The organism is Neptuniibacter marinus, from assembly GCF_001597725.1.
Lineage (GTDB): Bacteria > Pseudomonadota > Gammaproteobacteria > Pseudomonadales > Balneatricaceae > Neptuniibacter > Neptuniibacter marinus.
Genome location: NZ_LUTR01000026.1, coordinates 21,488 through 48,106, shown reverse-complemented (window position 1 = coordinate 48,106; position 26,619 = coordinate 21,488). Strand labels below are relative to the sequence as shown.

Below are 26,619 nucleotides of genomic sequence, written 5' to 3'. Positions count from 1 at the left end.
GCCGATGGTAGTGTGGGGTTTCCTCATGTGAGAGTAGGTCATCGCCAAGCATTTATTTAGAGAAACCCCGGTTACTATGTAGCCGGGGTTTTTTGCGTCTGGGGCTTGGAGTGTAGGAAGTAAGAGGCTTAGATGCATAGAGTTCTAGTGTATATAAGGTAAGTACTTTTAATCTGAATAATGTTGTTGTATTCGACTTCTTTTTTTTTGTGCTTACCTTCATAATTAGAGTTATCGCTAGTCAGTATTTCTAGTATAAAATTATTGTCAGCTATAGTGGGTGTTATGTATACAGAAGAAGATATCCGTCGTTTAAGGTGGCAGAGTCGTAGGGGCATGCTGGAACTTGATGTGTTATTTGTTCCATTTGTAGAAGAAGCTTTTGCGGATCTTGAAAAGGATGATCAAGATCGCTTTGTGAAATTGCTGGCTTGTGAAGATCAGGATCTTTTTGTTTGGCTTATGGAGCGGGCGGTACCTGATGATTTAGATTTGCAACGGATTGTGAGGATTATATTAGAGCGTGTTCAACCTAAGTAATCTATATATAAGACAATCTCGCACTCTACTCTATCTTTGTAGTGGGGTGTATTTTATTGCGCTGTACTCTATTTTTGTTTCGCTTATCCCTACGTTTCATAAATCTCTCTTTTCTTTGTTTGTAATAATGAGTTTTGCTTATTTTATTTATAATAGGCTATGTAGAGACTCGTCTTCGATCGCCTCTATAGCCTGGTCAGCTGAAGGAGGTTGTATCCAGCTTTTCCAGAGAGATGGTGTGCGCTTGGATGTTGTGGAGCTAAAACAGGCGTCTGTTTTACCCATTGTTGTATGTTTACAATGTAAAGTTGAAGAACGTCTATTTCCTATTCCCGTTATAGTGTTCTGGGATGCTTGCACACCTCAAGAATTTCGTCGTCTAAGAGTGTTGGCTTTACACTGTTCGGTAAAGTCTAATGGCGAAGCTGTTCAATAACAGTGGCGTTGCTTCGCTTTATCTTTGATTTAGTTCCAAGAAAAGTTAATAGGGGTCAGGATGGTATCTATGGGCTCTGCGCCTAGTTCTGGGTAATCGAGAGTATAATGTAGCCCGCGGCTTTCGTGACGGAGCATAGCAGAGCGTATTATCAAATCTGCCACTACGGCTAAATTGCGTAATTCTAAAAGGTCATTGCTGATTTTGTAGTTACTGTAATATTCGCTGATCTCATGGTGTAAAAGGTCAATACGATGCTTTGCCCGTTGTAGGCGCTTTGTAGTACGCACAATACCCACGTAATCCCACATAAAACGTCGTATTTCATCCCAGTTGTGGGAGATAATCACATCCTCATCAGAATCAGTTACTTGGCTTTCATCCCATGCAGGGATTAATGATTTATCGAGAGGTGCTACCAAGGAGCTGTAAACTTCCTCTGATGCTGATTTTGCATAGACTAGGCACTCAAGTAATGAATTGCTGGCTAGCCGGTTCGCGCCATGTAAACCCGTGAATGAGGTTTCGCCTATAGCATAGAGGCCAGGGATGTCGGTTCGTCCTTTTTCGTCGGTAACAATGCCTCCACAGGTATAGTGGGCAGCGGGCACGACAGGGATAGGTTCTTTAGTGATATCAATACCTAGCTTTAAGCACCGTTTATAGATGGTCGGGAAGTGCCCGCGTATAAACGATTCGGGTTTGTGAGATATATCTAGAAATAAACAATCACAACCTAAGCGTTTCATTTCATGATCTATAGCGCGAGCGACAATGTCTCGAGGCGCTAATTCACCACGCTTATCAAATTTCTGCATGAACTGTTCGCCATCAGGTAGTAATAATTTTCCACCCTCACCGCGAACGGCTTCTGTAATTAAAAAGGATTTTGCCTGGGGGTGGTAAAGGCAGGTAGGGTGGAATTGATTAAATTCCATATTTCCCACCCGACAGCCCGCACGCCAAGCCATGGCAATACCATCCCCAGTTGCGCCATCTGAATTGCTTGTATAAAGGTAGGCTTTAGAAGCACCTCCCGTTGCTAAAACCACATGGGGTGCTTGAAATACTTCTACGTGGCCTGTTTTTCCATTCAATATATAAGCTCCGACGCAACGGTTGTGTGCCAGACTGAGCTTGCGGCGGGTAATAAGGTCAACTGCGATGTGATCTTCAAAGAGGTCTATATTCGGCGATGCTTTTGCACGATCTATCAGTGTGCTTTGTAGTGCTTTGCCTGTTGCATCGGCAGAATGAATAATTCTTCGATGGGAGTGGCCACCCTCTTTTGTTAGATGGTAATCATCACTCTCTTGTGTGAAGGCAACGCCTTGTTGAATTAACCAGTCAATACTCTCTTTGCCATGGGATACCGTAAATTCAACGGCGGAAGGGCGGCTTAATTGTCCTCCTGCTGTCATCGTATCTTCTATATGAGCTTGTGTGCTGTCGGTTGTATCTAAGACTGCGGCAATACCACCTTGAGCTAACCAAGTTGATCCACTTTTTAGTTTTCGCTTGCTAAGAACCGCCACGCGCGCGTTTTCAGCGAGGTGTAACGCCATACTTAGGCCTGCGGCTCCGCTACCAATAATTAAAGCGTCGTAGTGGTGGTGTTGTGTCATTTGGTTGCTCTTTATATGAAAGTAGAAATTGCTGTCGGGCTATTTTACTGACAGAAATTCTGTAGAGGATAGTGTTTTATGGTAATTGTTAGAACTTTTAATGCGCAATTTAGCATTTTTTTACGTGTTGAGGGAACTTCATCTTATTTCTAAGCTCATAGTAGTTGTCCCGACACTCTTGATGAGAGTTGAATATAGTAGAAGCAAAAGAGATACTTTGGCTGCTTTAGCCTCTATGCTTATAGTAATGAGTCTCATGGAAAGAATCTAAGGAATATCGAGTGTCAAATGAGAGCCAAACAGTAGTTGATCAAAAACTTGTCGAACGCGTTAAAGCAGGTGACAAAACAGCGTTTGATCTTTTGGTTAAAAAGTACCAACACAAGATTATTGCGTTAATTGGTCGTTATGTATATGACTTCCATGAAGCTCAAGATGTAGCCCAAGAAACCTTTATTAAGGCATATCGAGCACTTCCAAATTTTCGCGGTGATAGTGCGTTTTATACGTGGTTGTACCGTATAGCCATTAATACGGCTAAAAACCATCTGGTTTCACGCGGTCGTAAACCTATAGACGTTGATGTTGACGATGCGCAGTTTTTTGAGGGTGATCATCAATTGAAAGACATAGCGACGCCTGAAAATGAACTTTATAAAGATGAGTTGGACTTAGTGATTAAGCGTACGTTGAATCGATTACCAGAAGATTTAAGAATGGCGCTTACCCTGAGAGAGTTTGAGGGTATGAGTTATGATGAGATTGCGCGCGTTATGGATTGTCCCGTTGGGACGGTAAGGTCTAGGATTTTCAGGGCGCGGGAAACATTAGATAAAGAAATTATGCCTTTAATGGCAAGTTGATTGCAGAAATGATGAAATTTGAGGTACACAATTATGACTGATCGATCTATTGAGTCTGTTTCTGCACTTATGGATGGTGAAGTAACTGATTTTGAACTCCGCCGTACATTAGCGCGGATTGAGAGCGAACCTGAGCTTGCAGAAACTTGGCAGCGTTACCATTTAATTCGGTCTGCTATACGTAGCGAAGATGGTAATGGAATCGCTGTAGATATAAGTTCCAGTGTTATGTCTGCTTTGGAATCTGAGCCTGAGTTTCATTTGGAAGATGGATCTACTGATTCAGAAAAAGCGGTGAGTAAATCTCATTTTCTTTGGAAACCAGTAGCAAGTATGGCCGCTGCGGCATCAGTAACGGCGATGGTTATTCTTGGGGCGCAGAACCTTTCTCAGCCTGTAGAGTCGACTATTGCAGATAACCGTCCGAGCTATTCTCTTCCAGCGGGTACGCTTTCTAATGATATTGTTCGAGCGCAGTTTGGCAACCGTTCTAATATCGAAGTTGAGAGTCAGCAGCCTGAAATTATCCGCTTACCTCAAGGTATAGATCGTTATATTGAACAGCATGAGCATATGCTGAAAAAACAAAAACCGAATTGGCAGGCTTCATGGCTTCCAGACGGTTTTAGTGGGTTACGTAGTGATGTAATGCCTCACGCGGAAGTGCAAATTTTTAGTAACGGACGTAATACGTTTAGTGTTTGTGTTGAAAACTATGGACATCAATCAGTTTCAGAAGGGGTTGCCCAGTCTGGAAATATGGTTGCAGTAGGTAAAAGAATTGGCGATCAATTTGTTACCGTTGTTGGTGATGTCCCTTTGATGATCGCTGAAAGAATTGCGTCTTCAGTAGTGAAAAAATGATTCAAGAAAACGGGAAAGTCGTTGATGTTAACTCGCAAGGTGTATGGGTTGAGACAGTCAAGCAAAGTGCGTGTGCGAGTTGTGCAGCTAAAAATGGTTGCGGTCAGAAGTTGTTAGCATCAGTAGGTCAGGGTAAACGTTTTATTTTTCGAGTGAATAATCCAGACAACTTATCTGTTATTACCGATGATGATGTGCTGATCGGAATTGAAGAGGGTGCCTTTCTTAAGGCTACTGTCTTTATGTACCTTATACCGCTTATTGGTCTTTTTGCGGGAGCGGTTATTTCTGATGCCTTGGCGTTTTCCGAAGGCTGGATGATTTTAATATCTTTTTCCTCTTTGTTAGTAGGCTTCTTGCTTGTTCGTTTTGGAAGCTATTCTCTATTCCGTTCGTATAAGTACCAGCCTACGTTAATGAAAGTAATTTAATTTTATTTCTGATAGTTATAGGTGATTTTGATATGAAATATTTATCTAAATTCATTTTTTCTTTTTTTATTGTGTTCGCACATTCGGTCTCAGCTGCCAACCTTCCTGACTTTAAATCTCTTGTGAAAGAAGCTTCTCCCGCGGTTGTAAATATTAGTACAATCCAGAAAGCTGATAGTTCTAAAGGCTACTCTTTAGTTGGTCCTAATGGAGAAGAGATTCCCGAAATTTTTAAGCATTTTTTTAGAATGCCGGAGTTTGAGCAAGGAGAGAGGCCAAAGCACCAAGCCCCTCAATCTTTAGGTTCCGGTTTTATTATCTCTGAAGATGGTTATTTGCTTACCAATCATCATGTTGTCGCTGATGCAGATAAAGTCATTGTTCGACTTGCTGATAGGCGTGAGTTAGAAGCTGAAGTGATTGGCTCGGATAAACGCTCTGATGTGGCATTGCTTAAAATCGATGCTCATAACCTGCCAACCGTTGAATTAGGTAAATCTAAAGATCTTGAAGTAGGTGAGTGGGTACTGGCTATAGGATCGCCTTTCGGATTTGATCATAGTGTTACGGCCGGCATTGTTAGTGCGAAAGAACGTGCCTTGGCGAACGAGACATACGTTCCTTTTATTCAGACTGATGTAGCGATTAACCCAGGTAATTCCGGTGGGCCTTTATTTAATCTTGATGGTGAGGTTGTCGGTATTAATTCGCAGATATACACGCGCTCTGGTGGCTTCATGGGGTTGTCATTTGCTATTCCCATTGATGTGGCTATGAATGTTGCCGATCAGTTGAAAGCCAATGGTTATGTTACGCGTGGATGGTTGGGCGTTATTATTCAAGAAGTAAATAGGGACTTAGCGGAATCTTTTGGATTAGATAAACCCGCAGGCGCATTGGTTGCGAAGGTTTTGCCTGATAGTCCCGCCGATGAAGCTGGTTTGCAAGCGGGTGATGTGATTTTAAGTTTTGAAGGATTAGATGTAACGCTGTCGTCTGATCTCCCTCATTATGTAGGGCAAGTTAAACCAGGTGTTAGAGCCAAAGTAGAAGTAATGCGCGCTGGAAGAAAGCAAACAATCAATGTGAAGATTGGTGTTTTACCGAATCAAAACCAGCTAGCAGGTGCAGGGCAGGATAAATATAACGCAGATACATTAAATCGCCTGAATGTTGATGTAGTAGAATTAGATGAGCAGAGACGAGAAAAATGGCAAGTGAGTGCTGGCGTTGTTGTGCGTCGCGTTATGCCAGGGGCTGGCTCTAATTCTGGTTTAATGGTTGGTGATGTGATTACTATGTTAAACGGCGAGCAGGTTGGTTCTGTTGCCGACTTTAATCGGATTGCAAGCTCTCTTCCTGTCAATCGTTCCTTACCTATGCGGATTGTGCGTAGAGGTAGTCCAATGTTTATTCCTTTAAGAGTAGAGTGAAAAGGTTAAAAATAAAGGGGGGTTTTAACCCCTTTATTTTATTTTTTGTAGGTGAAAAAAATCATAAAAAATATTGAAAAAGATGCACTCTATTTTTCGTGGCTCATATAGAGCAAATACTGTAAACTTGCGCCTTTCCAGCGAGTTAATAGTAATGGTAGCCATCAAGTGAGCAGCCTAGAACATATCCGAAATTTTTCAATTATTGCCCATATTGACCATGGTAAGTCGACTTTAGCTGACCGCTTTATCCAGATGTGCGGTGGCCTTAGTGAACGTGAAATGGAGGCGCAAGTGCTCGATTCAATGGATATCGAGCGTGAGCGTGGTATTACCATTAAGGCTCAGAGTGTGACTTTGGATTACACTGCTAAAGATGGGCAAACATATCAGCTTAACTTTATCGATACGCCTGGGCATGTTGACTTTTCATACGAAGTGTCACGTTCCCTTGCGGCTTGTGAAGGGGCTTTGTTAGTTGTTGATGCTGCACAAGGTGTTGAAGCCCAATCTGTCGCTAACTGTTATACGGCGATAGAACAAGGGTTAGAAGTTGTGCCTGTTCTGAATAAAATCGATCTGCCTCAAGCGGAGCCTGAAAGGGTTCGTATGGAGATTGAAGAAGTTATTGGTATTGATGCGACAGAAGCCGTGACCTGCTCAGCAAAAAGTGGCTTAGGGGTGCTTGATGTACTAGAGCATCTTGTGCGAGATGTCCCTTCACCGCAAGGTGATGTAGATGCACCACTTCAAGCCTTAATTATAGATTCATGGTTTGATAATTATTTAGGCGTTGTTTCCTTAGTACGTGTTAAACAGGGAACATTAAGTAAGAAAGATAAGATCTTAGTTAAATCTACAGGGCAGAGTTATCAAGCTGAATCTGTAGGTATTTTTACGCCAAAACGGAAAGAAACTGGCGTGCTTAAGGCTGGGGAAGTAGGTTTTGTTGTCGCCGGTGTTAAAGATATTCATGGGGCTCCTGTGGGTGATACATTAACCCATCAGAAAACACCTGAAGTTGATATGCTACCTGGTTTCCAGAAGGTTCAACCTCAGGTCTACTCCGGCTTGTTTCCAACAAGCTCTGATGACTATCAAGATTTTCGTGAAGCACTTGATAAGCTTACATTGAATGATGCTTCGTTGTTCTTTGAGCCTGAAACATCAGATGCCCTTGGTTTTGGTTTCCGTTGTGGTTTTCTTGGTATGCTCCATATGGAGATTATTCAAGAGCGCTTAGAGCGGGAGTATAATCTTGATCTAATTACCACCGCACCTACGGTAATTTATGAGCTTGAAATGAATAACGGTGATGTTGTTAAAATCGACAGCCCGTCCAAGCTACCAGATCCAGGGTCTATCAATGAAATGCGCGAGCCTATAGTGGAAGCGAATATCCTTGTGCCGCAAGATTATCTAGGGCAAGTGATAGGTCTTTGTGTTGAAAAGCGCGGCGTTCAAAAAGAGATGAACTATGTAGGTAATCAGGTTCAGATCTCTTATGAACTGCCCATGGCTGAAGTGGTTTTAGACTTCTTTGACCGCTTAAAGTCGGTTAGCCGTGGATATGCATCGCTTGAATATAACTTTGTCCGTTTTGAGCCGGCCCAGCTGGTTCGTATGGATATCCTGATTAATGGCGATAAGGTGGATGCATTAGCTCTTATTTTGCATCGAGATAATGCTCAGTATAAAGGCCGCCAGCTTTGTGAAAAAATGAAGGAAGTTATTCCGCGCCAGATGTTTGATGTTGCTATTCAGGCGGCATTGGGTGGTAAAATTATCGCACGAACAACGGTAAAAGCATTACGTAAAAACGTGTTAGCGAAATGTTACGGTGGTGATGTGAGTCGTAAGAAAAAATTGCTAGCGAAACAGAAAGCAGGTAAAAAACGCATGAAGCAGGTAGGTAATGTAGAGATACCTCAGGATGCTTTCTTAGCCGTACTAAAAGTAGATAGTTAATTTTTAAGGGCAGTATAGATGGATTTTGATTTTGCACTAATACTTGTAGCACTGACGTTTATATCAGGGCTTGTGTGGTTTTACGATAAAGTATCACTTAAGCCTAAACGTGAAGCTAAACTGAGTGCAGCAGCTAATCAAGTGGATGGTGAGCTTTCAGAATCGGTTAAAGCTGAAATTGAGCGTGAGTCAGGTTGGGTGGACACAGGTAGATCGATGTTCCCTGTGTTACTTATTGTGTTGGTGCTGCGTTCTTTTCTGGTTGAGCCTTTTCAAATTCCATCAGGCTCAATGTTGCCAACCTTAAAAATAGGTGATTTTATCTTAGTTAATAAATTTCATTATGGGTTACGTTTGCCTGTATTGAATACTAAGATTGTGGAGATCAATGAGCCTGAGCGTGGTGATGTGATTGTATTTAAATACCCGGAGAATCCGTCGATTAATTATATTAAGCGAGTGGTTGGTTTGCCGGGTGATGTTATCCGTTATCAGGATAAAATGATCTTTATTAATGGGGAAGCGCAACCTCAAAAACTATTGGCTCAGCTGCCGCCGAATCGTCCGGTACAGCAGCTCTTAGAAGAAAATCTAAGCGGTGTTAAGCATCAGATTAATAAAGACTTGGCGCGACCGTCTCAAAATATGCAATGGACAGTACCTGACAACCATTATTTTATGATGGGTGACAACCGTGATAATAGTAACGATAGTCGTTACTGGGGTTTTGTATCTGAGGACTTACTAGTTGGTAAGGCATTTGCTGTATGGATGCATTGGCCGACTTTCTTGAGCTGGCCAAAATTTGGCGATGTTCGTGTGATTGAGTAATGGAATGGAGAATGGAATGAAACCTACTCGTAAGCAACAAACCGGCGCATCATTTTTCTCAATTTTGATTGTCTTATTAGTCGCAGGCTTTTTCTTTTCTGTCGCATTTAAGCTGTATCCAGCTTATCTGGAGTATAATACGATCGATTCAGTATTGACTCAGGTAAGTACTGATAGGGATGAATTGACAAAAAGTATGAGTAGTTTGAAGTTAGATATTGGTAAAAAGTTTCGTATCAATCAAGTGAAGTTACCCCATAAAGATTCCTTGATCATTACTAAAAAAGAGGGCGTGATTCGTTTTGTCCTCGATTATGAAATACGTGTTCCAATGTTTTATAACGTTGACGCAATGGTTAAATTTGAAAAGCAATATGAAGCAATAGCACCTTGATAAAACCAGCATCTGAATTATCCCGTCGTATAGGCCATAGCTTTGCCGATGAGTCATTGTTTGAATTAGCATTGACTCATCGAAGCTGCGGCAAAAAGAATAATGAGCGTTTAGAGTTTCTAGGCGATTCCATACTCAATTTTGTTATAGCTGATGATCTTTTTAAACGCTTTCCTAAGGCCAAAGAGGGCGAATTAAGCCGTCTGCGTGCTCGTATGGTCAAAGGCGTTACCTTATCTGAAGTTGCGCGCGAGTTAAATTTAGGCGACTACCTTCGTTTGGGTAGTGGTGAGCTTAAAAGTGGTGGTTATCGCCGCGACTCAATTTTAGCGGATGCCGTTGAAGCGATTATTGGTGCTATTTACCTTGATACAGATATGGAAACTGCACGTGGTTTTGTCTTGTCTTGGTTTAAAGAACGGTTAAACAAACTTGATCTGAACGAGTCTATGAAAGACTCAAAAACGCAATTACAGGAGTTTCTGCAATCGCGTCGTTTATCATTACCCGAATACGAATTAATTAACGTGGAAGGTGAGGCCCATGCACAAACATTTTATATTCAATGTAGTGTTGATGGCCTAAAGCAAGCTGCTAAAGGTGTAGGTAGTAGCCGTCGTCAGGCGGAACAAGAAGCAGCTAAAAATGCACTCATTCTCTTGCAGGTGGAAAAGTAAAATGGCTGAAGATTTAATGCACCTGTTAGATGAGCGATCTGATAACCCTGATCAGCGTTGTGGCTTTGTAGCGATTGTAGGTCGCCCTAATGTAGGGAAATCAACGCTCATGAACCATATACTGGGTCAGAAGTTGAGTATCACTTCCCGTAAACCACAAACTACACGTCATCAAATTATGGGGATTAAGACAGAGGGCGATCTACAGATTGTCTATGTTGATACGCCAGGTTTACATAAAGATGAAGGTAAAAAAGCGCTTAACCGCTATATGAATAAAGCGGCTTCGGATGCTTTGCGTGATGTGGACCTTGTGGTCTTTATTGTTGATCGTACGGCTTGGACTGAAGAAGATCAGCTTGTTTTAGATAAAGTGAAACATGTTCGCTGCCCGGTTATTTTAGCAGTTAATAAAATTGATCAATTAAAAGATAAAGCTTCCTTGCTCCCTCAAATGCAGTCTCATGCCGGACGTATGGATTTTGCAGAGATGGTGCCTTTATCGGCAAAAGATGGTCATAATGTTGAGCAGTTAGAAGAATTGATTGCTAAACATATGCCAAAAGGGATGCACCACTTTCCTGAAGACCAAGTAACAGATAAAAGCTCACGCTTTATGGTGTCAGAGATGGTCCGGGAGAAGTTGATGCGTAACTTAGGTGATGAGATCCCTTATGGCACAACCGTTGAGATAGAAGAGTTTAAGTATGCTCAAAACGGTGTTCTTCACGTAAGTGCATTAATTCTTGTTGAGCGAGATGGTCAAAAACGTATAGTGATTGGCGATAAAGGTTCACGAATTAAAACCGTTGGTCGTGATTCGCGTTTAGATATGGAACGTATGTTTGATTGTAAAGTTATGCTTAATCTTTGGGTAAAAGTTCGCCGAGGTTGGGCTGATGATGAACGAGCCTTGCGTAGTTTAGGTTACGATAATAGCTAATTTGCATACAGTATGAGTCAAACAGATCAGCAGGCGGCTTATGTGCTTCATGGCCGCCCTTATCGAGATACCAGTCTCATTGTTGACTTTTTTACTTTGGAATATGGGAAAATCCCCGCTGTTGTTCAAGGCGCGCGTCGCCCTAAATCTAAATTTCGGGCTAGCGTTCAGCCTTTTGTACCTATACAAATAGGCTGGCGAGGACGGAATGAGTTAAAAACCATTACCCAGGCAGAGCCCGTCGCCGCGATGATGTTTCTTAACGGTGATGCTTTATTATGTGGTTTGTATGTTAACGAACTGCTCTCGCGAACACTCCAGCCTTTTGATCCTCACCCCCAGCTTTATGTCTATTATCAGTATGTACTTAATGAGCTTGTATCGGGTAAAGATATAGAAGGTGCTTTGCGTACTTTTGAGCATCGCTTGTTAGATGAGTTAGGTTACCTTCCAGAGTTAGGCAATCAACAGGATGAGCAGATCTACCTATTGGATCCTGAACATGGATTTTCCATTTTAAGTAGTCGTGATATAAGTGACAAACGTAAGCCTTTCTGTTTTTATGGCTGGCAGTTAAACGCAATTTTAGATGATAATTATGAAAATCCCCAAGTGCGACGAGCATCGAAACGCCTTATGCGCGCGCTCATAGATCGAGTACTTGGTTATAAACCTTTACGCAGTCGTGAACTGTTTCAAAAAATGTAAGGAGCACAAGGTGATAGAGCCGTCCCGTCTTTTGTTAGGTGTAAATATTGATCATGTTGCAACGATTCGCCAAGCAAGAGGGACCCGTTATCCGGATACGGTTCAGGCCGCTGCATTAGCAGAAGAGGCCGGCGCTGATGGTATTACTATTCATCTTCGTGAAGATCGTCGCCATATTCAGGATCGCGATGTTTTTCTGTTAAAAGATACGCTACAGACACGGATGAATTTTGAAATGGCCGTGACTGATGAAATGATCGGTATCGCAGAAAAAGTCCAGCCTGCCCATTGTTGTCTTGTGCCTGAAAAACGTGAAGAGCTGACGACTGAAGGTGGTTTGGACGTAGCGGGGCAGGAATCTCGAATTAAAGATGCCTGTCGTCGTTTAAGTGCGGTGGGTATCGAAGTGTCTTTATTTATCGACCCGGCTCCTGAGCAGATAGATGCGACAATCCGTTGTGGAGCACCGGTGATTGAATTACATACAGGTGCTTATGCTGATGCGGAACATTCGTTAGAACAGGCGGCGGAATTAAGACGAATTAAGGATGCGGCTGCTTATGCGTATCAAAAAGGCCTAATTGTAAATGCTGGGCATGGTTTGAACTACCATAATGTTGAGCAGATCGCCGAAATTCCAGAGATGAATGAGCTTAATATTGGGCATGGTATTATCGCTCGGGCTTTGTTTGTTGGCCTTAAAGACGCGGTGTTTGAGATGAAACAGCAGATGCTACAAACGCAAGCGCGTATTCAGCCATTAAGAGATGCGCTGAAAAAATGATCGTCGGTATTGGTACAGATATTCTTCAAATTAGCCGTTTGCGAAAAGCTTGGGCAAGAACACCCAAACTAGCAGAGAGAATTCTGACTTCTCACGAGCTTGATCTTTGTACCGAAGCCAACGACCCCGCTCTGTTTTTAGCTAAACGCTTTGCTGCAAAAGAAGCAGTGACAAAGGCGCTAGGTACTGGAATAGGGCGAGGAGTGAGTTGGAAGCATATCGAAATCACAAAAAATAGTTTGGGGCGCCCTTTAGTCGTTTTAACTTTAGGAGCAGCTGAACGAGCTGCCAGCTTAAATGCAGGAAATATTCAACTTAGTTACAGTGACGAAAAAGACTATATTGTTGCATTTGTTGTGGCGGAAAGTAGCTAACTTGACTGTATATAGGAATAGCTAAATGAGTAGAGTCTGTGTGATAACTGGCGGTTCTTTCGGTATTGGGCGAGCGGTTGTTAGTAAGTTTTTAGACCAAGGTTATTCTGTTGTGAATCTTGATTTGAAGCCAACTACTTTAGCCGAGGATCAGTCTGTTTATATCCAATGCGATGTTTCAGATAAGCAGCAAATAGATTGCGCTATTCAGCAGATTAAAGAGAGTATAGGCCGCATTGACGTGCTTGTGTCTAATGCTGGGATACATTTGTCCGCTTCTATTGAAAATACCTCAGATGCCGAGTTTGAGCGCGTAATGAGCATCAATGTGAAAGGTGCTTTTTATCTACTCAAAGCCGTATTGCCTATTATGAAAACGCAGCAATCAGGCTCAATTGTTTTGGTTGGTTCTGATCAGTCGCTAGTGGGTAAGAAAAACTCATTTGTTTATAACATGAGCAAAGCGGCTTTAGCTTCGATGGCGAAAACAACCGCATTGGATTATGCCGCTTATGGGATTAGAGCGAATATAGTGTGTCCAGGCACTATTGAGACTCCTTTATACCATCAGGCAATAGATCGCTATTGTAAGCGTACGGGAGCCAATAAAGCAGCTATTCATGCAGAAGAGGCAGGGCTTCAACCTTTAGGTAGAATCGGTCAACCAGAAGAGGTGGCATCATTAATCGCTTTTTTAGGGAGCGATGAGGCTAAGTTTATTACTGGTAGTGCTCAGGTTATTGATGGTGGTTATACCGCACAATAATATATTCATCAGGCTTAGTGTGTTTTATGAGTAGAGTGATAGATCCCCACATTCACCTTATCGATTTACAGCAGGGCGATTATGACTGGCTGCAGGCTGATCATCAGCCTCAGTGGCCTTTTAAAGAAAAAATTAGACGTAGTTTTTTTGAATCAGATCTCGCTAGTCGACAAGTAATGGAGCTTGCCGGTTTTGTGCATATAGAGGCCGGTTTTGATAATGCATCACCTTGGCGTGAGTTGGAATGGCTAGAGCAGCATTGCCAGCTACCTTTTAAAAGCGTGGCCTTTGCTGATTTAACATCCAATCACTTCCCCGCCCAATTAGATCGATTAGCGCAATTCAAATCACTTGTAGGTATACGTCATATTCTTGATGAACATGCTGAAGCGATTTTAAATAATGAGCGTGTAGTTAAGCATTTATCCCTTATTTCTGAAAAAGGTCTGCTCTTTGAAGCTCAACTTCCATTAACTGATCGCTCTGCAGTTAAGCATTTAAATCAGGTTTTATGCTCTGTTCCTAAGCTTAAGGTTGTTATCAATCATTGTGGATCATCAGATCAACTATCAGAAAGTTGGATGGACTCGGTTACTCTATTAGCACGCCAGCCTAGATGCTATATCAAATGTTCAGGGTGGGAGATGCTGAATGTGGATTGGACGTCAGAAGCAATTGAGCCCCTGATAAGGTTTGTTATTCGACAATTTGATTTGAACCGAGTGATGCTGGCTAGTAATTTCCCTGTATCAGAATTTTCATGTAGCTATTCGGAACTATGGTCTCGGTATTTAGATGAGATGTCATGGGAAGATCTTGAAAAGGAGAAGCTTGTTTATGAAAATGCGAAACGTATATATGGATTTGATTGAGATCTATTTGTTTTAAAAAGGCTCATAAGAGAAACCCTATGAGCCTTTTTTCTATAGGAAATATATAGCCTATTTTATTTCCATTCTTGGTGAGCGCATAACAATCTCATCATTTAGCTCAATCCCTATACCGGGGGCTTCAGATACTTGGAAGAAACCATCAACGGGTTGAGGATCTTGAATACACAGCTCTCGGTTCCATTTCTTAATAGCATATGTGTGATGTTCATGAATTAAGAAGTTTGGAATGGCTGTTTCCAGATGTAACGAGGCAGCGGTTGCTACAGGGCCGCCGCATACATGGGCTTGGATACGGACATCATATACATCAGCATAGTCGCATACCTTTTTCGTTTCTGTAAACCCGCCGCATAGACCTATATCAGGTTGCAGTACATCTAAGCTTTGATCTTCTAAGTATGGGCGTACACCCCAGCGATTATAGAGACGCTCACCACCGGCAATAGGTACATTAACTTTATCAGCTACCCGTTTATGCAGTTCTGAATTAAGGTAGTTAACCGGCTCTTCAAAATACATACAACGGGCTTCTTCAACGATCTCACCTAATTGAATTGCCGTGGATGCACCAGGAAGGCTATGGCATTCAAAAATAATATCGCCATCGTCTCCCATCACATCACGAATAGCCATAAGCCGCTCGCGGAACATTTTCATATCTTGATTGCTAAACAGTTTAGTACGATCAAAATGGGTTTCCCCTTTAGCATCGTACATGATCGGATCAACTTTCACCGCATCATAACCCTCAGCTAACGCTTTTTCTGCTGCTTTTGCGTAATCCTCTGGGTCGGTTAAACGTGCGAAATCTGCATCCCAATCAAACTGCAACTGGCTGGCATAAGTACGAAGCTTATCGTTAACTTTCCCACCTAGTAACTGGTAGACGGGCACGCCTAATGTCTTACCTTTAATATCCCAGAGTGCGGTATCTATTGCGCTCATAGCAGAATAAATAATAGGGCCACCACCTAAGCCCCAAAAACTACCGCGTAGCATTAAATTCCATAGGTCTTCTGTTTGAAATGGATCCCTACCAATGAGCATCTCTTCTGCAAACTCTTTGATCATATGTGCTGCAGCGCTATGACCAAGGTCATAGGCTAAACCAGCTTCACCTACGCCACTAATGCCTTCATCTGTATGAATGCGAATAAAAACGGGGTTCCATACGGGACGGTCTGGACAGTGGATATCAAAAATTTCTACGCGATTAATTTTCATTATTTAACCTTTTATAACAAATCTAGGGAGCTTGTTATCTGAATTATATAGCGATGTTAAGAGGCAAAAGTTGGGTCAAGTCTGTAGGCTTTACGCAACATGGCAGGCCAAGATTTTTGTCCGCCAGTTGAGCCTGAATGCACAACGTTAGCCTGTTTATATATACCTTCAACGATTTCAGGAGCAATAGGAATGGCCTCTGCACCTGTTGCTTGTATCATCAATTGGATTTCACAAGCACGCTGAAGATCATACATACGCATAAACGCATCACCGACAGTGGGGCCAAGAGTCAGTGCGCCGTGGTTAGGGAGTAATAAGTGGTTATGTGTTCCTATATCACTCTGTAAACGCCTTCTCTCTGCATGATCTACCGCAAGACCTTCATAACCATGATGGCCTAAAGAGGAGAGGGAAAAGCAAGCATATTGAGAAAGAGGAAGGAGTCCTTCTTTAAGTGTTGCTACTGCAATTGTTTCATTCGTGTGGAGATGAATTACGCAGTGAGCATCATCACGGGCCTCATGGACAGCGCTATGGATAGTAAAACCTGCAGGGTTTATATCAAAAGGGGTCTCATCCAGAATTTTACCATCTAAATTGACTTTAACGAGATTGGAAGCAGTAACCTCGTCAAAGCTCAGGCCGAAAGCGTTGACCAAATAGTGCCCAGTATTGGGCACTTTTGCAGAAATGTGGGTATAAATTAGATCTCCCCAGCCCAAATTTTCTACCAAACGGTAGCATGCTGCTAAATTTATCCGAGTTTCCCATTCTTCTGGAGATACAGTGTTTTTAAGGTCTAATGTAGGTGCTTCACACATGGTGCCCCCTAAAGGCTATTTATGCCGAGCTATTCAGTTTTTAAAATATTCAAAAAGGGAATTATACAGAGATTTTTGGAGGTATTGATGAGGAATAAAATTATTTATTTGGTAATAAGAACTATTTACATTTACTGGGTTTTTAATGATAATGGTTCTCATTGTTATTATTCGAACGGAGGTAAGTGTGAACACGCGTACTTTTAAATCAAGAATAGAATTTCCGTTAATTGCGTTAGCCGGTGCGAGTTTACTTGGCTTAATGTTTCTAGTTGTTTTGAATTAAGTTCCATGCCTAGCATAAGGTAGCCTCTGTTGTGGTTGGTATGGATGATACTGGGTGTAGAGTAGTTAAAGCTCTGTTTTAGGGGTTCTCTCTACATTGTTTGAAGTGTGTTGTTCTGAAATAAGTACCTAAATTTTGGCGCTCCAGCGAGCGCCTTTATGGTATTGATAAGCCGATGGAAGATAGGTTAGAAGGGTGTTTTTAAATTCCACATCCACCCATGCCTCGTTTCTCTAAGTATTTTTGGTGGTATTCCTCTGCGGGCCAGAAAGTTTCAACAGGCACTATTTCTGTAACGATTTTTGAGGGTAATAAACCGCTATTATCAAGTTTCTCTTTGCTTAATTCCGCGAATGTTTTTTGCGCTTCATTATGATAAAAAATTGCGGAACGGTATTGTGTGCCAATATCGGGACCTTGGCGATTCAAGGTGGTTGGGTTATGTGCTGCCCAGAATGCATTTAATAGTTCTTCATAACTTGTTTCTTGTTTATCAAAGGTTACTTGAACTACCTCTGCATGGTTGGTATCTCCAGTACAGACATCTTGATAGCTTGGATTTGAGTTATGGCCACCCATATAGCCGACTGCTGTGCCGGTAACACCTGGGAGCTTTGAAAAGTGGAGTTCTATTCCCCAAAAGCAGCCCGCTGCAAATGTTGCAATATTCATATCCTATTTCCTTCGTTTATGGCTAAGCCGTTTTAATACTGTAATCTGTATGAGTTCTTTTAGTAACAAAAAGTTCACATTTGGTGCGATGCAACAAATGGTGTGTGCCTTTTTGGTGCGCCAGTAGCGTGTTTGATCTATTTTATTTGGTTTTATAGAGATTTACGTTAATTAACTTATTGATTTTAATATAAATTATTTTATTGGCATGTGCTGTGCTTTATAGGGTGTAGTTTAAAGAATTTCATTTTATCCTAGGGGGAAATTAATGATGAAATCAACTACAAAAACCTTGATCGCTGCAGGTCTATTGTCTGCTTCTGTTATGGCTGAAGCAGGATTGTCTGCTAACATCGGTGCAATGAGTGATTACTACTTCCGTGGTACTGATCAGGGCGTGAGTGGCGCAAGCATGATGGGTGGCTTGGATTATGATGCAGGTAATGGTATCTCTGTAGGTACTTGGGCTGCTTCATTGAACAATGGCGAGCAAGAGATTGATGTTTACGGCGGTTATGCTGGTGAAGTAGAAGATTTCTCCTACTACGTTGGCTATGCTGGTTACCTATATACAGAAGGTGGCGCTACTGATTTCCATGAAATCAACTTTAATGTTGGTTATGGTCCTGTAAGCTTAGAATATACTGTTGGTACTGAAGACACTTCTGGTGGTACGCCTGAGCTAGATTACACGTTCCTAGCCCTTACAGGTGAATATGAAGGTGCTTACCTTACATACGGTTCATTTGGCGATGATTACGATGGCGACTATTGGGAAATCGGTTACGGTACTACTTATGAAGGTCTAGATATGGGTGTTGCTTATATCGATCCTGATAGCACAATCGGTAGCAAAGACACTATCAATTTCTACATTAGCAAAACTTTCGACTTCTAAGTTTTGCTCCTTGTTTGATGTTACATACTAGTATTAAGCCCGTCATTTGACGGGCTTTTTTTATCTGATTTTTAACGCTAAAAAAACCGCGATAAGCGCGGTTTTTTTGTGATGGTTAAAGTGTTAGCTTACCAGTGCGTCGAGCTTTTGCTTAAGAATACCTTGGACTTGACCTGGGTTTGCTTTGCCTTGAGACGCTTTCATGACTTGCCCCATAAAGAAGCCTATCATCTTGCCGCGTTTATCAGGTTCAGCGTTAACGTATTGCTCCACTTGTGGCGAATTGTTGGCGATGACTTCATCGACAATCTGTTCGATAGCGCCGCTGTCGGTAACTTGTTTTAAGCCTTTGGATTCGATGATCTCATCAGCGTTACCGCCTTCAGACCACATCACTTCAAATACTTGTTTAGCTATTTTTCCTGAAATAGTGTCGTCTTTAATACGTAGTAGTAATCCACCTAGCTGCTCTGCGTTAACTGGGCTGTTGGTGATATCCAGATCATGCTGATTAAGTAGTTTAGATAGTTCACCCATCACCCAGTTAGCTGCAAGCTTCGCATCCTTAGCTGTTTCAACGATAATCTCGAAGTACGTCGCCATATTATGATCGGCAGACAGTACCATTGCATCGTATTCGCTGAGTTTGTATTCCTCAGTAAAGCGAGCTTTTCGCGCATCAGGTAACTCAGGTAATGTGTTGCGTATGTTCTCGATGTACTCATCATCAATGACGATTGGCAAAAGGTCAGGGCAGGGGAAGTATCTGTAATCGTTAGCTTCCTCTTTTGAGCGCATCGAGCGGGTTTCATTTTTGTCTGCATCGTACAGGCGTGTTGCTTGTATTACGCGGCCACCATCTTCAATAAGGTCTATTTGACGTTCGATCTCACCCACAATGGCTTTTTCAATAAAGCGGAATGAGTTGATGTTTTTTGTCTCAGTACGTGTACCGTATTCTTCTTGGCCTTTAGGACGAACGGAAACGTTACAGTCGCAACGGAATGAACCTTCAGACATGTTGCCATCACAGATGCCGAGACTAGTGACCAGAGAGTGAATTTTGCGTACATAAGCTACCGCTTCTTCAGCGCTGCGCATGTCAGGTTCAGATACAATCTCAAGTAGTGGTGTGCCGGCGCGGTTGAGGTCTATGCCTGTCATGCCTGGGAACTCATCATGTAGAGATTTACCTGCATCTTCCTCTAAGTGGGCGCGTGTTACGCCAATACGCTTTGTTGTGCCATCTTCTAACGTGATATCAATATGGCCAATACCAACAATAGGGTGAAAAAGTTGGCTGGTTTGATAGCCTTTTGGTAGGTCTGGATAAAAGTAGTTTTTACGATCAAAGACAGATTTTCGTCCAATCTCGGCATCAACGGCGAGGCCAAACTTTACGGCCATTCTTAATGCTTCTTCATTAAATACAGGGAGTGTGCCAGGTAGCGCTAGGTCTACTGCGCACGCTTGTGTATTAGGTTCGGCGCCAAACGCTGTGCTGGCACCGGAAAAAATTTTGGATTTTGTAGCTAGTTGGGCGTGAATCTCTAGCCCGATTACTGCTTCCCATTCCATGATAATTAACCCCTCAGATGCCTTGTGGTGACTGTTTATGCCAATCAGTTGCTAGTTGGAACTGGTGAGCAACATTTAATAGTTTTTGTTCGGCAAAGTAGTCGCCAATAATTTGTAACCCAGTGGGTAGACCATCAATGGTGCCGCACGGGATAGACATGCCCGGAAGGCCTGCTAGGTTGAGAGAGAGGGTGAAAATATCTTCCATGTACATTGCGACAGGATCAGATGATTTTTCGCCTATCTTAAAGGCCGGGTGAGGTGTTGTTGGGCCCATAATGACATCGACTTCACTTAGCACCTTGCTGAAATCATCCCGAATAAGGCGGCGAATCTGCTGGGCTTTATTGTAATACGCATCATAAAAGCCTTCAGATAGGGCGTAAGCGCCCACCAATATTCTGCGTTTTACTTCAGGGCCAAAGCCTTCGCCTCGTGATCGCTTATATAAGTCTTCCAAATCCGTAGGGTTTTCGCAGCGATAGCCGTAACGTACACCGTCAAAGCGAGATAGGTTTGAGGAGGCTTCTGCTGGCGCAATAATATAATAAGCGGGAATAGAGAGTGCTGTATTAGGTAGGCTAACCTCTTTAACGGTTGCGCCTAGTGTTTCAAACTCTTTGATGGCCGCTTGAGTCTGTGCTGCAATATCTGCGTTGATATCGCCGCTGAAGAACTCTTTAGGCAGGCCGATACGCAGGCCCTCAAGTGGTTTGTTGAGTTCTGCTGTGTAATCGGGTACGTCACGATCTGCTGACGTGGAATCGCGCTGATCAAACCCTGCCATCACATTTAACATGATGGCTGCATCTTCAGCCGTTTTGGTCATTGGGCCGCCTTGGTCCAATGAGGATGCAAAGGCGATCATGCCGTAACGTGAAACGCGGCCATAGGTTGGCTTTAGGCCTGTAATGCCACATAGAGCTGCTGGTTGGCGAATGGAACCACCAGTGTCTGAGCCAGTCGCTGCGGGTGTTAGTTGGGCCGATACTGCTGCTGCCGATCCGCCGGATGAGCCACCAGGTACATAATCAGTATTCCATGGATTGCTGCATGGACCATAAAAGCTACTTTCATTGGATGAGCCCATGGCGAACTCATCCATATTTGTTTTACCTAAAGTTACGGCACCCGCTTGGTTAAACTTATCGACGATTGTTGCGTTATAAGGTGAAACAAAGTTATCAAGCATTTTTGATGCGCAACTGGTACGAACGCCTTGAGTGCAAAAGATATCTTTGTGGGCGATAGGTAAGCCAGTAAAGGTGCCAGCATTGCCTGCCGCAATGGCGGCATCTGCCTTAGCGGCTTGTTCTAGTGCAAGTTCATCTGTAACCGTGATAAAGCTATTGTATTTATCATCTTCAGCCTTGATGCGTGCAAGATAGGCTTGAGTCAGCTCAACGCTGCTGAATTGGCCGGTTTTTAGCCCTATTGCTAATTCGGCGAGTGTTTTGTCAAACATGGACTTCTTATCCTTTAAATGTATTCCTGATGGGTGAAGTGGTTGCTAATTACCGCTTTACTCAATCACTTTTGGAACGAGGAATAGGCCGTTTTCAACGGCGGGAGCGACTGATTGTAGAAGTTCACGCTGATTATCTTCGGTGACATTATCACTACGAAGACGTTGTGCTGCGTCAAGAGGATGAGCCATAGGTAACACATCCGTTGTATCAACGGCTTGCATCTGGTTAACCAGATCTAAAATATTTGACAAATTTTGCGCGTATTCAGGAGCGTCTTGTTCTTCAATTTGAAGTCGCGCCAGATGGGCGATTTTGTCCACATCAGTGCGGTCCAGAGACATAATCTACTCTCACTTTTTGAGGTGTTATCAATGAAAATAACAAAGGAAAAAAATAAAGGCATACGTTATCATATTGGTGCTGTATCCTGAAGGATAAATAAGTAAGTTATTTCGGTAGATTTACTTATTTACGCCTTGCTCAAAACGCGTGCCATTGTTAGAGTTACGTGTTTTCAGGATATAGCGGCTATACCTGCAGGATTTCTTAGGACTCCCTTTACATGTTAAAGAAAATTCGTGGTCTTTTTTCCAGTGATTTGTCTATAGACCTAGGCACAGCAAATACACTGATTTATGTTCGTGACAAGGATATTGTTCTGGATGAGCCTTCTGTTGTTGCGATACGGCAGACGGGTAATCAGAAATCCGTCGCTGCGGTTGGTGCAGACGCGAAGCGAATGTTAGGCCGAACTCCTGGCTCTATTACAGCCATCCGTCCAATGAAAGATGGTGTTATTGCAGATTTTCATGTTACAGAGAAAATGCTGCAATATTTTATTAGTAAAGTTCATGATACCAACTTCCTTACACCTAGCCCGCGGGTGCTTGTATGCGTTCCATGTAAATCTACACAAGTGGAACGTCGTGCTATTAAAGAATCGGCGATGGGTGCGGGTGCGCGCGAAGTTTATTTGATTGATGAGCCTATGGCTGCAGCTATTGGAGCCGGTTTGCCGGTGGATGAAGCGAGTGGCTCTATGGTGGTCGATATAGGTGGCGGTACCACTGAGATTGCAGTGATCTCGTTGAACGGGATTGTTTATGCAGATTCTGTCCGTTTGGGCGGAGACCGTTTTGATGAGTATATTGTTACTTATGTGCGCAGAAATTACGGCAGTTTAATTGGCGATTCAACGGCTGAACGCATTAAGCAAGAGATTGGTACAGCTTATCCATCTACAGAGATGCATGAGATTGATGTGCGTGGACGTAATCTCGCTGAAGGTATTCCTCGTAGTTTTACCTTGAATAGCAACGAAATATTAGAAGCCTTGCAAGAGCCTTTGTCTGCGATTGTTCAGGCAGTGAAAAGTGCCTTGGAACAGTGTCCTCCTGAATTGGCATCAGATATTGCTGAACGCGGTATTGTGTTAACGGGTGGTGGTGCCTTGTTGCGAAACATTGATCGTCTTATTAGTGAAGAAACTGGTTTGCCGGTGATTGTTGCAGAAGATCCTCTTACTTGTGTAGCGCGTGGGGGCGGTCGTGCATTAGAGATGCTTGATAAGCATGGTTTTGAGCTGGTAAGTCATGATTAACTTATGCCAGATGTCAGTGTTTTAGTTTTTATATCCCGCCTCCTATGTGCGAGAGCTCGCCAGGAGGTGGGTTATTAAATCGATATTTCGCGGACGGTCTTCTGGTCGCCGCTTCCTTCTCCTTATTATTATTGCTTTTGTGCTTATGGCTGCGGATCTCTATTCCGCAAAAGTAAGAGAAAGTCGCGCCTATCTCTCTCTCTTGTTGACTCCGTTACAATGGGTAATTGATGTACCTAGCCGGTTTGCTGGTGAGGTTTCAGACATTGTGGTTGATAGGAGTTTGCTGGTAAAAGAAAACGCCAAGCTTAAGTCTGAAGCTTTGTTGCTTGAACGTAAAGTTCAGCAAAATGATGCACTATGGTTTGAAAATAATAGATTGCGTGAGTTGCTTAAAGGTAGTCATCGAGTTGATGAAGAGGTTCAGCTTGTTGAGCTTATTGGTGTCAATCCAGACCCATTCCAGCATCAAGTGATTATTAATCGCGGTAGTGAAGATCATGTAGTGCTGGGCCAGCCAATTCTCGATGCAGGTGGTGTAATGGGTCAAGTCACTGAAATCTCTTACTATACTAGTCGAGTTATGCTGATCACTGATGCAAGGCATGCTTTACCCGTTGAGATTAATCGTAATGGATTTCGGACTATAGCTATAGGTAAAGGGGATCTCGATGAATTGGAATTGGACCATGTGCCCGATACCGCGGATATCCAAGAAAATGATTTAGTGATTACTTCGGGCCTCGGAGGACGCTTTCCTAGAGGTTACCCTGTGGCTATAGTTTCTAAAGTTATACGTGATCCGGGTCAACAGTTTGCTCGGGTACGCATTAAGCCAACAGCGCTACTGGATAAATCTCGACATCTGCTGTTGGTTAGTATGCCAGAGGTTCCCATTGTGTCAGCTGATACACAGCCAGAAGATCCAGTTACAGCCTCAGAGGAGGAGCGGTGAATTCTGGTGCTCCAGCTCCTAGCGGCGGTGGCGGATTGATTATATTAGCCACTTTTCTTGTGGGTTTGATGCTCAGTCAAATTCCGTTACCTTATTACCTTGAATGGGCTCGTCCAGAATGGGTCGCTATGATATTGATCTATTGGGTGATGGCTCTTCCGCATCGCGTGGGAATGGGTGTCGCTTTTTTTCTAGGCCTTTTTCTTGATGTGATTAAGGGGAGTGTGCTTGGATTAAATGCTCTTTCGTTAACGATCATCGCCTTTTTGACACTGCTATTACACCAGCGTTTGCGGATGTTTCCAGTTGTGCAGCAAGCACTCATGGTTATGGTGTTAGTAGGTATCAATCAGTTATTATTTCATTGGATGCAGGCTTTCACTGGATATACGGGTGATAACCTGATTTTCCTCCTTCCTTGTCTTATTAGTGCTGTATTATGGCCATGGTTGTTTGTGGTTTTACGTGGCATTCGTCGTCTATTCCGGATTAAATAAATATTTGAGGCTTTAAAGTGAAACTAGTACTTGCTTCTGCTTCCCCAAGACGAAAAGAGTTGTTGGCGCAGATTGGTGTGCAGTTTGACGTTAGTCCTGTTGATATTTGTGAAGATGTTATACCTGATGAGCAACCTGTACCTTATGTAAAAAGAGTCGCATTAGCGAAAGCGCAGGCTGGACACGATAAGGTTGAGCAGCCGCGGGTTGTATTAGGTGCGGATACGACGGTTGTTTTAGAGGGTAAGATTATCGGTAAGCCGCAAAATAAAACGGATGCTGTTAATATATTGATGAGTCTATCGGGTAGGACTCATCAGGTTATCACTGCCGTTGCTGTAGTGTGTAGAGAACAAATCTATAGTTGTGTGGTCACAACTCATGTGAAATTTAGAACACTTTCTCGAGAAGAGTGTGATCGGTATTGGGAAACTGGGGAGCCAGCAGATAAAGCAGGCGCATATGGGGTTCAAGGTTTAGGTGCCGTATTTGTTGACAGTATTGAGGGTAGTTATTCCGCTGTTGTCGGTTTGCCTTTATCTGAAACGGCAGAATTGTTGAAGCTGGCAGACGTAGAAATCTGGCATACATAAAGATATTTAAGGAACAGTCATGGGCGAAGAGATTTTAATCAACTTCACACCAATGGAAACCCGAGTTGCTGTGATTGAAAACGGTATGCCTCAAGAGGTCTACATCGAACGAGTTCACCGCCGCGGTATCGTGGGCAATATTTATCAGGGGAAGGTGGTTAGAGTACTTCCTGGAATGCAGGCTGCCTTTGTTGATATTGGATTGGAGCGCGCTGCATTTATTCATGTTGAAGAAGTTTTAGCTCAGAATGTGACGCCCGAAGAAAAAAGTAATGCATCAATTGCGATGATGTTACGTGAAGGGCAAGCATTGATTGTGCAGGTTACTAAAGACCCTATTGGGACTAAAGGCGCACGATTAACAACTCACTTATCTTTGCCGTCTAGATATTTGGTTTGTATGCCAGGAAATGAGCATATAGGGATTTCTCAGCGTATTGAAGATGTCGAAGAGCGTGATCGGTTGCGCAGTATAGTTCAAACCTTATCAGAGACCGATGAGGCTGAAGAGCCGACAGGTTTTATTCTTCGTACTGTTGCTGAAGGCGCAGCTGAGGCAGAACTGGCTGAGGATATACAGTTTTTACGCCGTTTGTGGGATTCCATCAAAGTTAAAATCAAATCCGCAAAAGCCCCTAGCGTGATTTATGAGGACCTTCCTCTTAATATGCGAGCTTTGCGCGATATGGCTCACGGTGGTCTCGAAAAAATTCGTATCGACTCGCGAGAAACCTTTCAGAAGGCTCAGGACTTTGTTAATGCTCTCGTGCCGGAGGTTGCAGGTAAATTAGAATATTATCCGGGTGAACGGCCTATCTTTGATCTGTTCAATGTTGAAGAAGAGATTCAAAAAGCACTTGGTCGGAAAGTGGAACTTAAGTCAGGAGGGTACTTGATTTTTGATCAGACAGAAGCGATGACAACGGTTGATATTAATACCGGAGCTTTTGTTGGGCATAGAAACCTAGAAGAGACTATTTTCAAGACAAACTTGGAAGCGGCAACAGCAATTGGTCGTCAGCTGCGGTTACGTAATCTGGGTGGTATTATCATTATCGATTTTATTGATATGGAAGACTCAGATCACCAGCGCCAAGTTTTAAGAACCTTAGAGCGGGTTTTAGAGAAGGATCATGCAAAATGTAAGCTGACAGGTGTGTCAGATTTAGGACTTGTTGAAATGACACGTAAGCGGACTAGAGAAAGTCTTGAACAGGTTCTATGCGATGTGTGTATTGAGTGCCAAGGGCGGGGGTCAATTAAGACTCCAGAAACCGTTTGTTATGAGATTTTTCGTGAAATTTTAAGACAGCACCGAGCTTATGATACCGATAGCTATTTGGTTTTGGCCGCGCAAGCGGTTGTAGATTATCTGTTAGATGATGCTTCAAACCATGTGGCGGAGCTTGAATCATTTATTAGTAAAACCATTCGTTTTCAAGTTGAGCCTATGTATAACGCGGAAAGTTTTGATGTTGTTTTACGATAGTAGG

Annotated in this window: 29 protein-coding genes; 22 read left to right on the top strand and 7 right to left on the bottom strand. The window is 42.8% G+C overall.

Annotation, left to right across the window (positions count from 1 at the left end; translation table 11 throughout):
* Window positions 1-285: 285 nt before the first annotated feature.
* The gene (locus A3774_RS14315) at window positions 286-540 is read left to right on the top strand and encodes an FAD assembly factor SdhE (RefSeq protein ID WP_067869042.1); all 255 of its coding nucleotides are present in this window, start codon (window positions 286-288) and stop codon (window positions 538-540) included.
* 238 nt (window positions 541-778) lie between these two features.
* Entirely contained in the window at window positions 779-976 is a 198-nt protein-coding gene (locus A3774_RS16680; RefSeq protein WP_156473721.1) for a hypothetical protein, read from the top strand.
* Between the two features lie 29 nt (window positions 977-1,005).
* Here A3774_RS16680 and nadB read toward each other — a convergent pair whose 3' ends face one another.
* The gene (gene nadB / locus A3774_RS14305; protein WP_067869036.1) at window positions 1,006-2,601 is read right to left on the bottom strand and encodes an L-aspartate oxidase; all 1,596 of its coding nucleotides are present in this window, start codon (window positions 2,599-2,601) and stop codon (window positions 1,006-1,008) included.
* A gap of 281 nt (window positions 2,602-2,882) precedes the next feature.
* Here nadB and rpoE point away from each other — a divergent pair, with 281 nt between their 5' ends.
* From rpoE to A3774_RS14235, 14 genes are all read left to right on the top strand, one after another.
* Window positions 2,883-3,464 (top strand): RNA polymerase sigma factor RpoE, encoded by a 582-nt coding sequence (gene rpoE, locus A3774_RS14300; RefSeq protein WP_067869033.1) that lies wholly within the window; start codon window positions 2,883-2,885, stop codon window positions 3,462-3,464.
* A 33-nt stretch (window positions 3,465-3,497) separates the two neighbouring features.
* On the top strand, window positions 3,498-4,328 hold the full coding sequence (locus tag A3774_RS14295) for a MucB/RseB C-terminal domain-containing protein (protein WP_067869031.1): 831 nt from the start codon (window positions 3,498-3,500) through the stop codon (window positions 4,326-4,328).
* Complete coding sequence (locus tag A3774_RS14290) at window positions 4,325-4,759, top strand: SoxR reducing system RseC family protein (protein WP_067869027.1); 435 nt, start codon at window positions 4,325-4,327, stop codon at window positions 4,757-4,759. The genes A3774_RS14295 and A3774_RS14290 overlap by 4 nt, the downstream gene beginning before the upstream one ends.
* Window positions 4,760-4,791: 32 nt before the next feature.
* On the top strand, window positions 4,792-6,192 hold the full coding sequence (locus tag A3774_RS14285; protein WP_067869024.1) for a DegQ family serine endoprotease: 1,401 nt from the start codon (window positions 4,792-4,794) through the stop codon (window positions 6,190-6,192).
* A gap of 168 nt (window positions 6,193-6,360) precedes the next feature.
* Window positions 6,361-8,160 carry a translation elongation factor 4 gene (gene lepA / locus A3774_RS14280; protein ID WP_067869021.1) on the top strand — a complete coding sequence of 600 codons (1,800 nt, stop codon included), beginning with the start codon at window positions 6,361-6,363 and terminating at the stop codon, window positions 8,158-8,160.
* 18 nt (window positions 8,161-8,178) lie between these two features.
* Window positions 8,179-8,991, top strand: a complete 813-nt coding sequence (gene lepB / locus A3774_RS14275) for a signal peptidase I (protein ID WP_067869018.1) — start codon at window positions 8,179-8,181, stop codon at window positions 8,989-8,991.
* Window positions 8,992-9,007: 16 nt separating this feature from the next.
* Window positions 9,008-9,385 carry a DUF4845 domain-containing protein gene (locus tag A3774_RS14270; protein ID WP_067869015.1) on the top strand — a complete coding sequence of 126 codons (378 nt, stop codon included), beginning with the start codon at window positions 9,008-9,010 and terminating at the stop codon, window positions 9,383-9,385.
* A complete protein-coding gene (gene rnc / locus A3774_RS14265) occupies window positions 9,382-10,062 on the top strand; it encodes a ribonuclease III (protein ID WP_067869012.1) in 681 nt (226 codons plus the stop codon). Before A3774_RS14270 ends, rnc begins: the two co-directional genes overlap by 4 nt.
* Before the next feature lies 1 nt (window position 10,063).
* Entirely contained in the window at window positions 10,064-11,005 is a 942-nt protein-coding gene (era, locus tag A3774_RS14260) for a GTPase Era (RefSeq protein ID WP_082792451.1), read from the top strand.
* A gap of 12 nt (window positions 11,006-11,017) precedes the next feature.
* A complete protein-coding gene (gene recO, locus A3774_RS14255) occupies window positions 11,018-11,713 on the top strand; it encodes a DNA repair protein RecO (protein WP_067869010.1) in 696 nt (231 codons plus the stop codon).
* Window positions 11,714-11,723: 10 nt separating this feature from the next.
* Window positions 11,724-12,497 carry a pyridoxine 5'-phosphate synthase gene (gene pdxJ, locus A3774_RS14250; RefSeq protein ID WP_067869006.1) on the top strand — a complete coding sequence of 258 codons (774 nt, stop codon included), beginning with the start codon at window positions 11,724-11,726 and terminating at the stop codon, window positions 12,495-12,497.
* Window positions 12,494-12,871: a holo-ACP synthase gene (gene acpS / locus A3774_RS14245; RefSeq protein ID WP_067869003.1), complete on the top strand. Its 378-nt coding sequence runs from the start codon at window positions 12,494-12,496 to the stop codon at window positions 12,869-12,871. The genes pdxJ and acpS overlap by 4 nt, the downstream gene beginning before the upstream one ends.
* A gap of 25 nt (window positions 12,872-12,896) precedes the next feature.
* Entirely contained in the window at window positions 12,897-13,637 is a 741-nt protein-coding gene (locus tag A3774_RS14240) for an SDR family NAD(P)-dependent oxidoreductase (RefSeq protein ID WP_067869000.1), read from the top strand.
* 26 nt (window positions 13,638-13,663) lie between these two features.
* The gene (locus A3774_RS14235; protein WP_067868997.1) at window positions 13,664-14,509 is read left to right on the top strand and encodes an amidohydrolase family protein; all 846 of its coding nucleotides are present in this window, start codon (window positions 13,664-13,666) and stop codon (window positions 14,507-14,509) included.
* A gap of 69 nt (window positions 14,510-14,578) precedes the next feature.
* Here the strand turns inward: A3774_RS14235 and A3774_RS14230 are convergent, their stop codons facing one another.
* From A3774_RS14230 to msrA, 3 genes are all read right to left on the bottom strand, one after another.
* Entirely contained in the window at window positions 14,579-15,754 is a 1,176-nt protein-coding gene (locus tag A3774_RS14230; RefSeq protein ID WP_067868994.1) for a mandelate racemase/muconate lactonizing enzyme family protein, read from the bottom strand.
* Between the two features lie 56 nt (window positions 15,755-15,810).
* On the bottom strand, window positions 15,811-16,578 hold the full coding sequence (locus A3774_RS14225; RefSeq protein ID WP_067868991.1) for a class II aldolase/adducin family protein: 768 nt from the start codon (window positions 16,576-16,578) through the stop codon (window positions 15,811-15,813).
* A gap of 487 nt (window positions 16,579-17,065) precedes the next feature.
* A complete protein-coding gene (msrA, locus tag A3774_RS14220; protein ID WP_067868988.1) occupies window positions 17,066-17,536 on the bottom strand; it encodes a peptide-methionine (S)-S-oxide reductase MsrA in 471 nt (156 codons plus the stop codon).
* A gap of 268 nt (window positions 17,537-17,804) precedes the next feature.
* Between msrA and A3774_RS14215 the strand changes: the two genes are divergently transcribed.
* Window positions 17,805-18,434, top strand: a complete 630-nt coding sequence (locus tag A3774_RS14215) for a TorF family putative porin (RefSeq protein ID WP_067868984.1) — start codon at window positions 17,805-17,807, stop codon at window positions 18,432-18,434.
* A gap of 123 nt (window positions 18,435-18,557) precedes the next feature.
* Here A3774_RS14215 and gatB read toward each other — a convergent pair whose 3' ends face one another.
* Genes gatB through gatC form a run of 3 tightly spaced genes read right to left on the bottom strand, consistent with a single transcriptional unit; the run spans window position 18,558 to window position 21,822 of the window.
* A complete protein-coding gene (gene gatB, locus A3774_RS14210; protein WP_067868981.1) occupies window positions 18,558-20,012 on the bottom strand; it encodes an Asp-tRNA(Asn)/Glu-tRNA(Gln) amidotransferase subunit GatB in 1,455 nt (484 codons plus the stop codon).
* Window positions 20,013-20,025: 13 nt separating this feature from the next.
* Window positions 20,026-21,477 (bottom strand): Asp-tRNA(Asn)/Glu-tRNA(Gln) amidotransferase subunit GatA, encoded by a 1,452-nt coding sequence (gatA, locus tag A3774_RS14205; RefSeq protein WP_067868978.1) that lies wholly within the window; start codon window positions 21,475-21,477, stop codon window positions 20,026-20,028.
* A gap of 57 nt (window positions 21,478-21,534) precedes the next feature.
* Window positions 21,535-21,822: an Asp-tRNA(Asn)/Glu-tRNA(Gln) amidotransferase subunit GatC gene (gene gatC, locus A3774_RS14200; protein ID WP_067868975.1), complete on the bottom strand. Its 288-nt coding sequence runs from the start codon at window positions 21,820-21,822 to the stop codon at window positions 21,535-21,537.
* A gap of 221 nt (window positions 21,823-22,043) precedes the next feature.
* Between gatC and A3774_RS14195 the strand changes: the two genes are divergently transcribed.
* From A3774_RS14195 to rng, 5 genes are read left to right on the top strand one after another with little or no spacing between them, the layout of a single operon-like run.
* A complete protein-coding gene (locus A3774_RS14195) occupies window positions 22,044-23,081 on the top strand; it encodes a rod shape-determining protein (RefSeq protein ID WP_067868972.1) in 1,038 nt (345 codons plus the stop codon).
* Window positions 23,082-23,127: 46 nt separating this feature from the next.
* Window positions 23,128-24,036 carry a rod shape-determining protein MreC gene (mreC, locus tag A3774_RS14190; protein WP_269454623.1) on the top strand — a complete coding sequence of 303 codons (909 nt, stop codon included), beginning with the start codon at window positions 23,128-23,130 and terminating at the stop codon, window positions 24,034-24,036.
* Window positions 24,033-24,533, top strand: a complete 501-nt coding sequence (mreD, locus tag A3774_RS14185) for a rod shape-determining protein MreD (RefSeq protein ID WP_067868965.1) — start codon at window positions 24,033-24,035, stop codon at window positions 24,531-24,533. Before mreC ends, mreD begins: the two co-directional genes overlap by 4 nt.
* Window positions 24,534-24,550: 17 nt before the next feature.
* Window positions 24,551-25,126, top strand: a complete 576-nt coding sequence (locus tag A3774_RS14180; RefSeq protein ID WP_067868962.1) for a Maf family protein — start codon at window positions 24,551-24,553, stop codon at window positions 25,124-25,126.
* Window positions 25,127-25,145: 19 nt separating this feature from the next.
* A complete protein-coding gene (gene rng, locus A3774_RS14175) occupies window positions 25,146-26,615 on the top strand; it encodes a ribonuclease G (protein ID WP_067868959.1) in 1,470 nt (489 codons plus the stop codon).
* Window positions 26,616-26,619 lie beyond the last annotated feature (4 nt).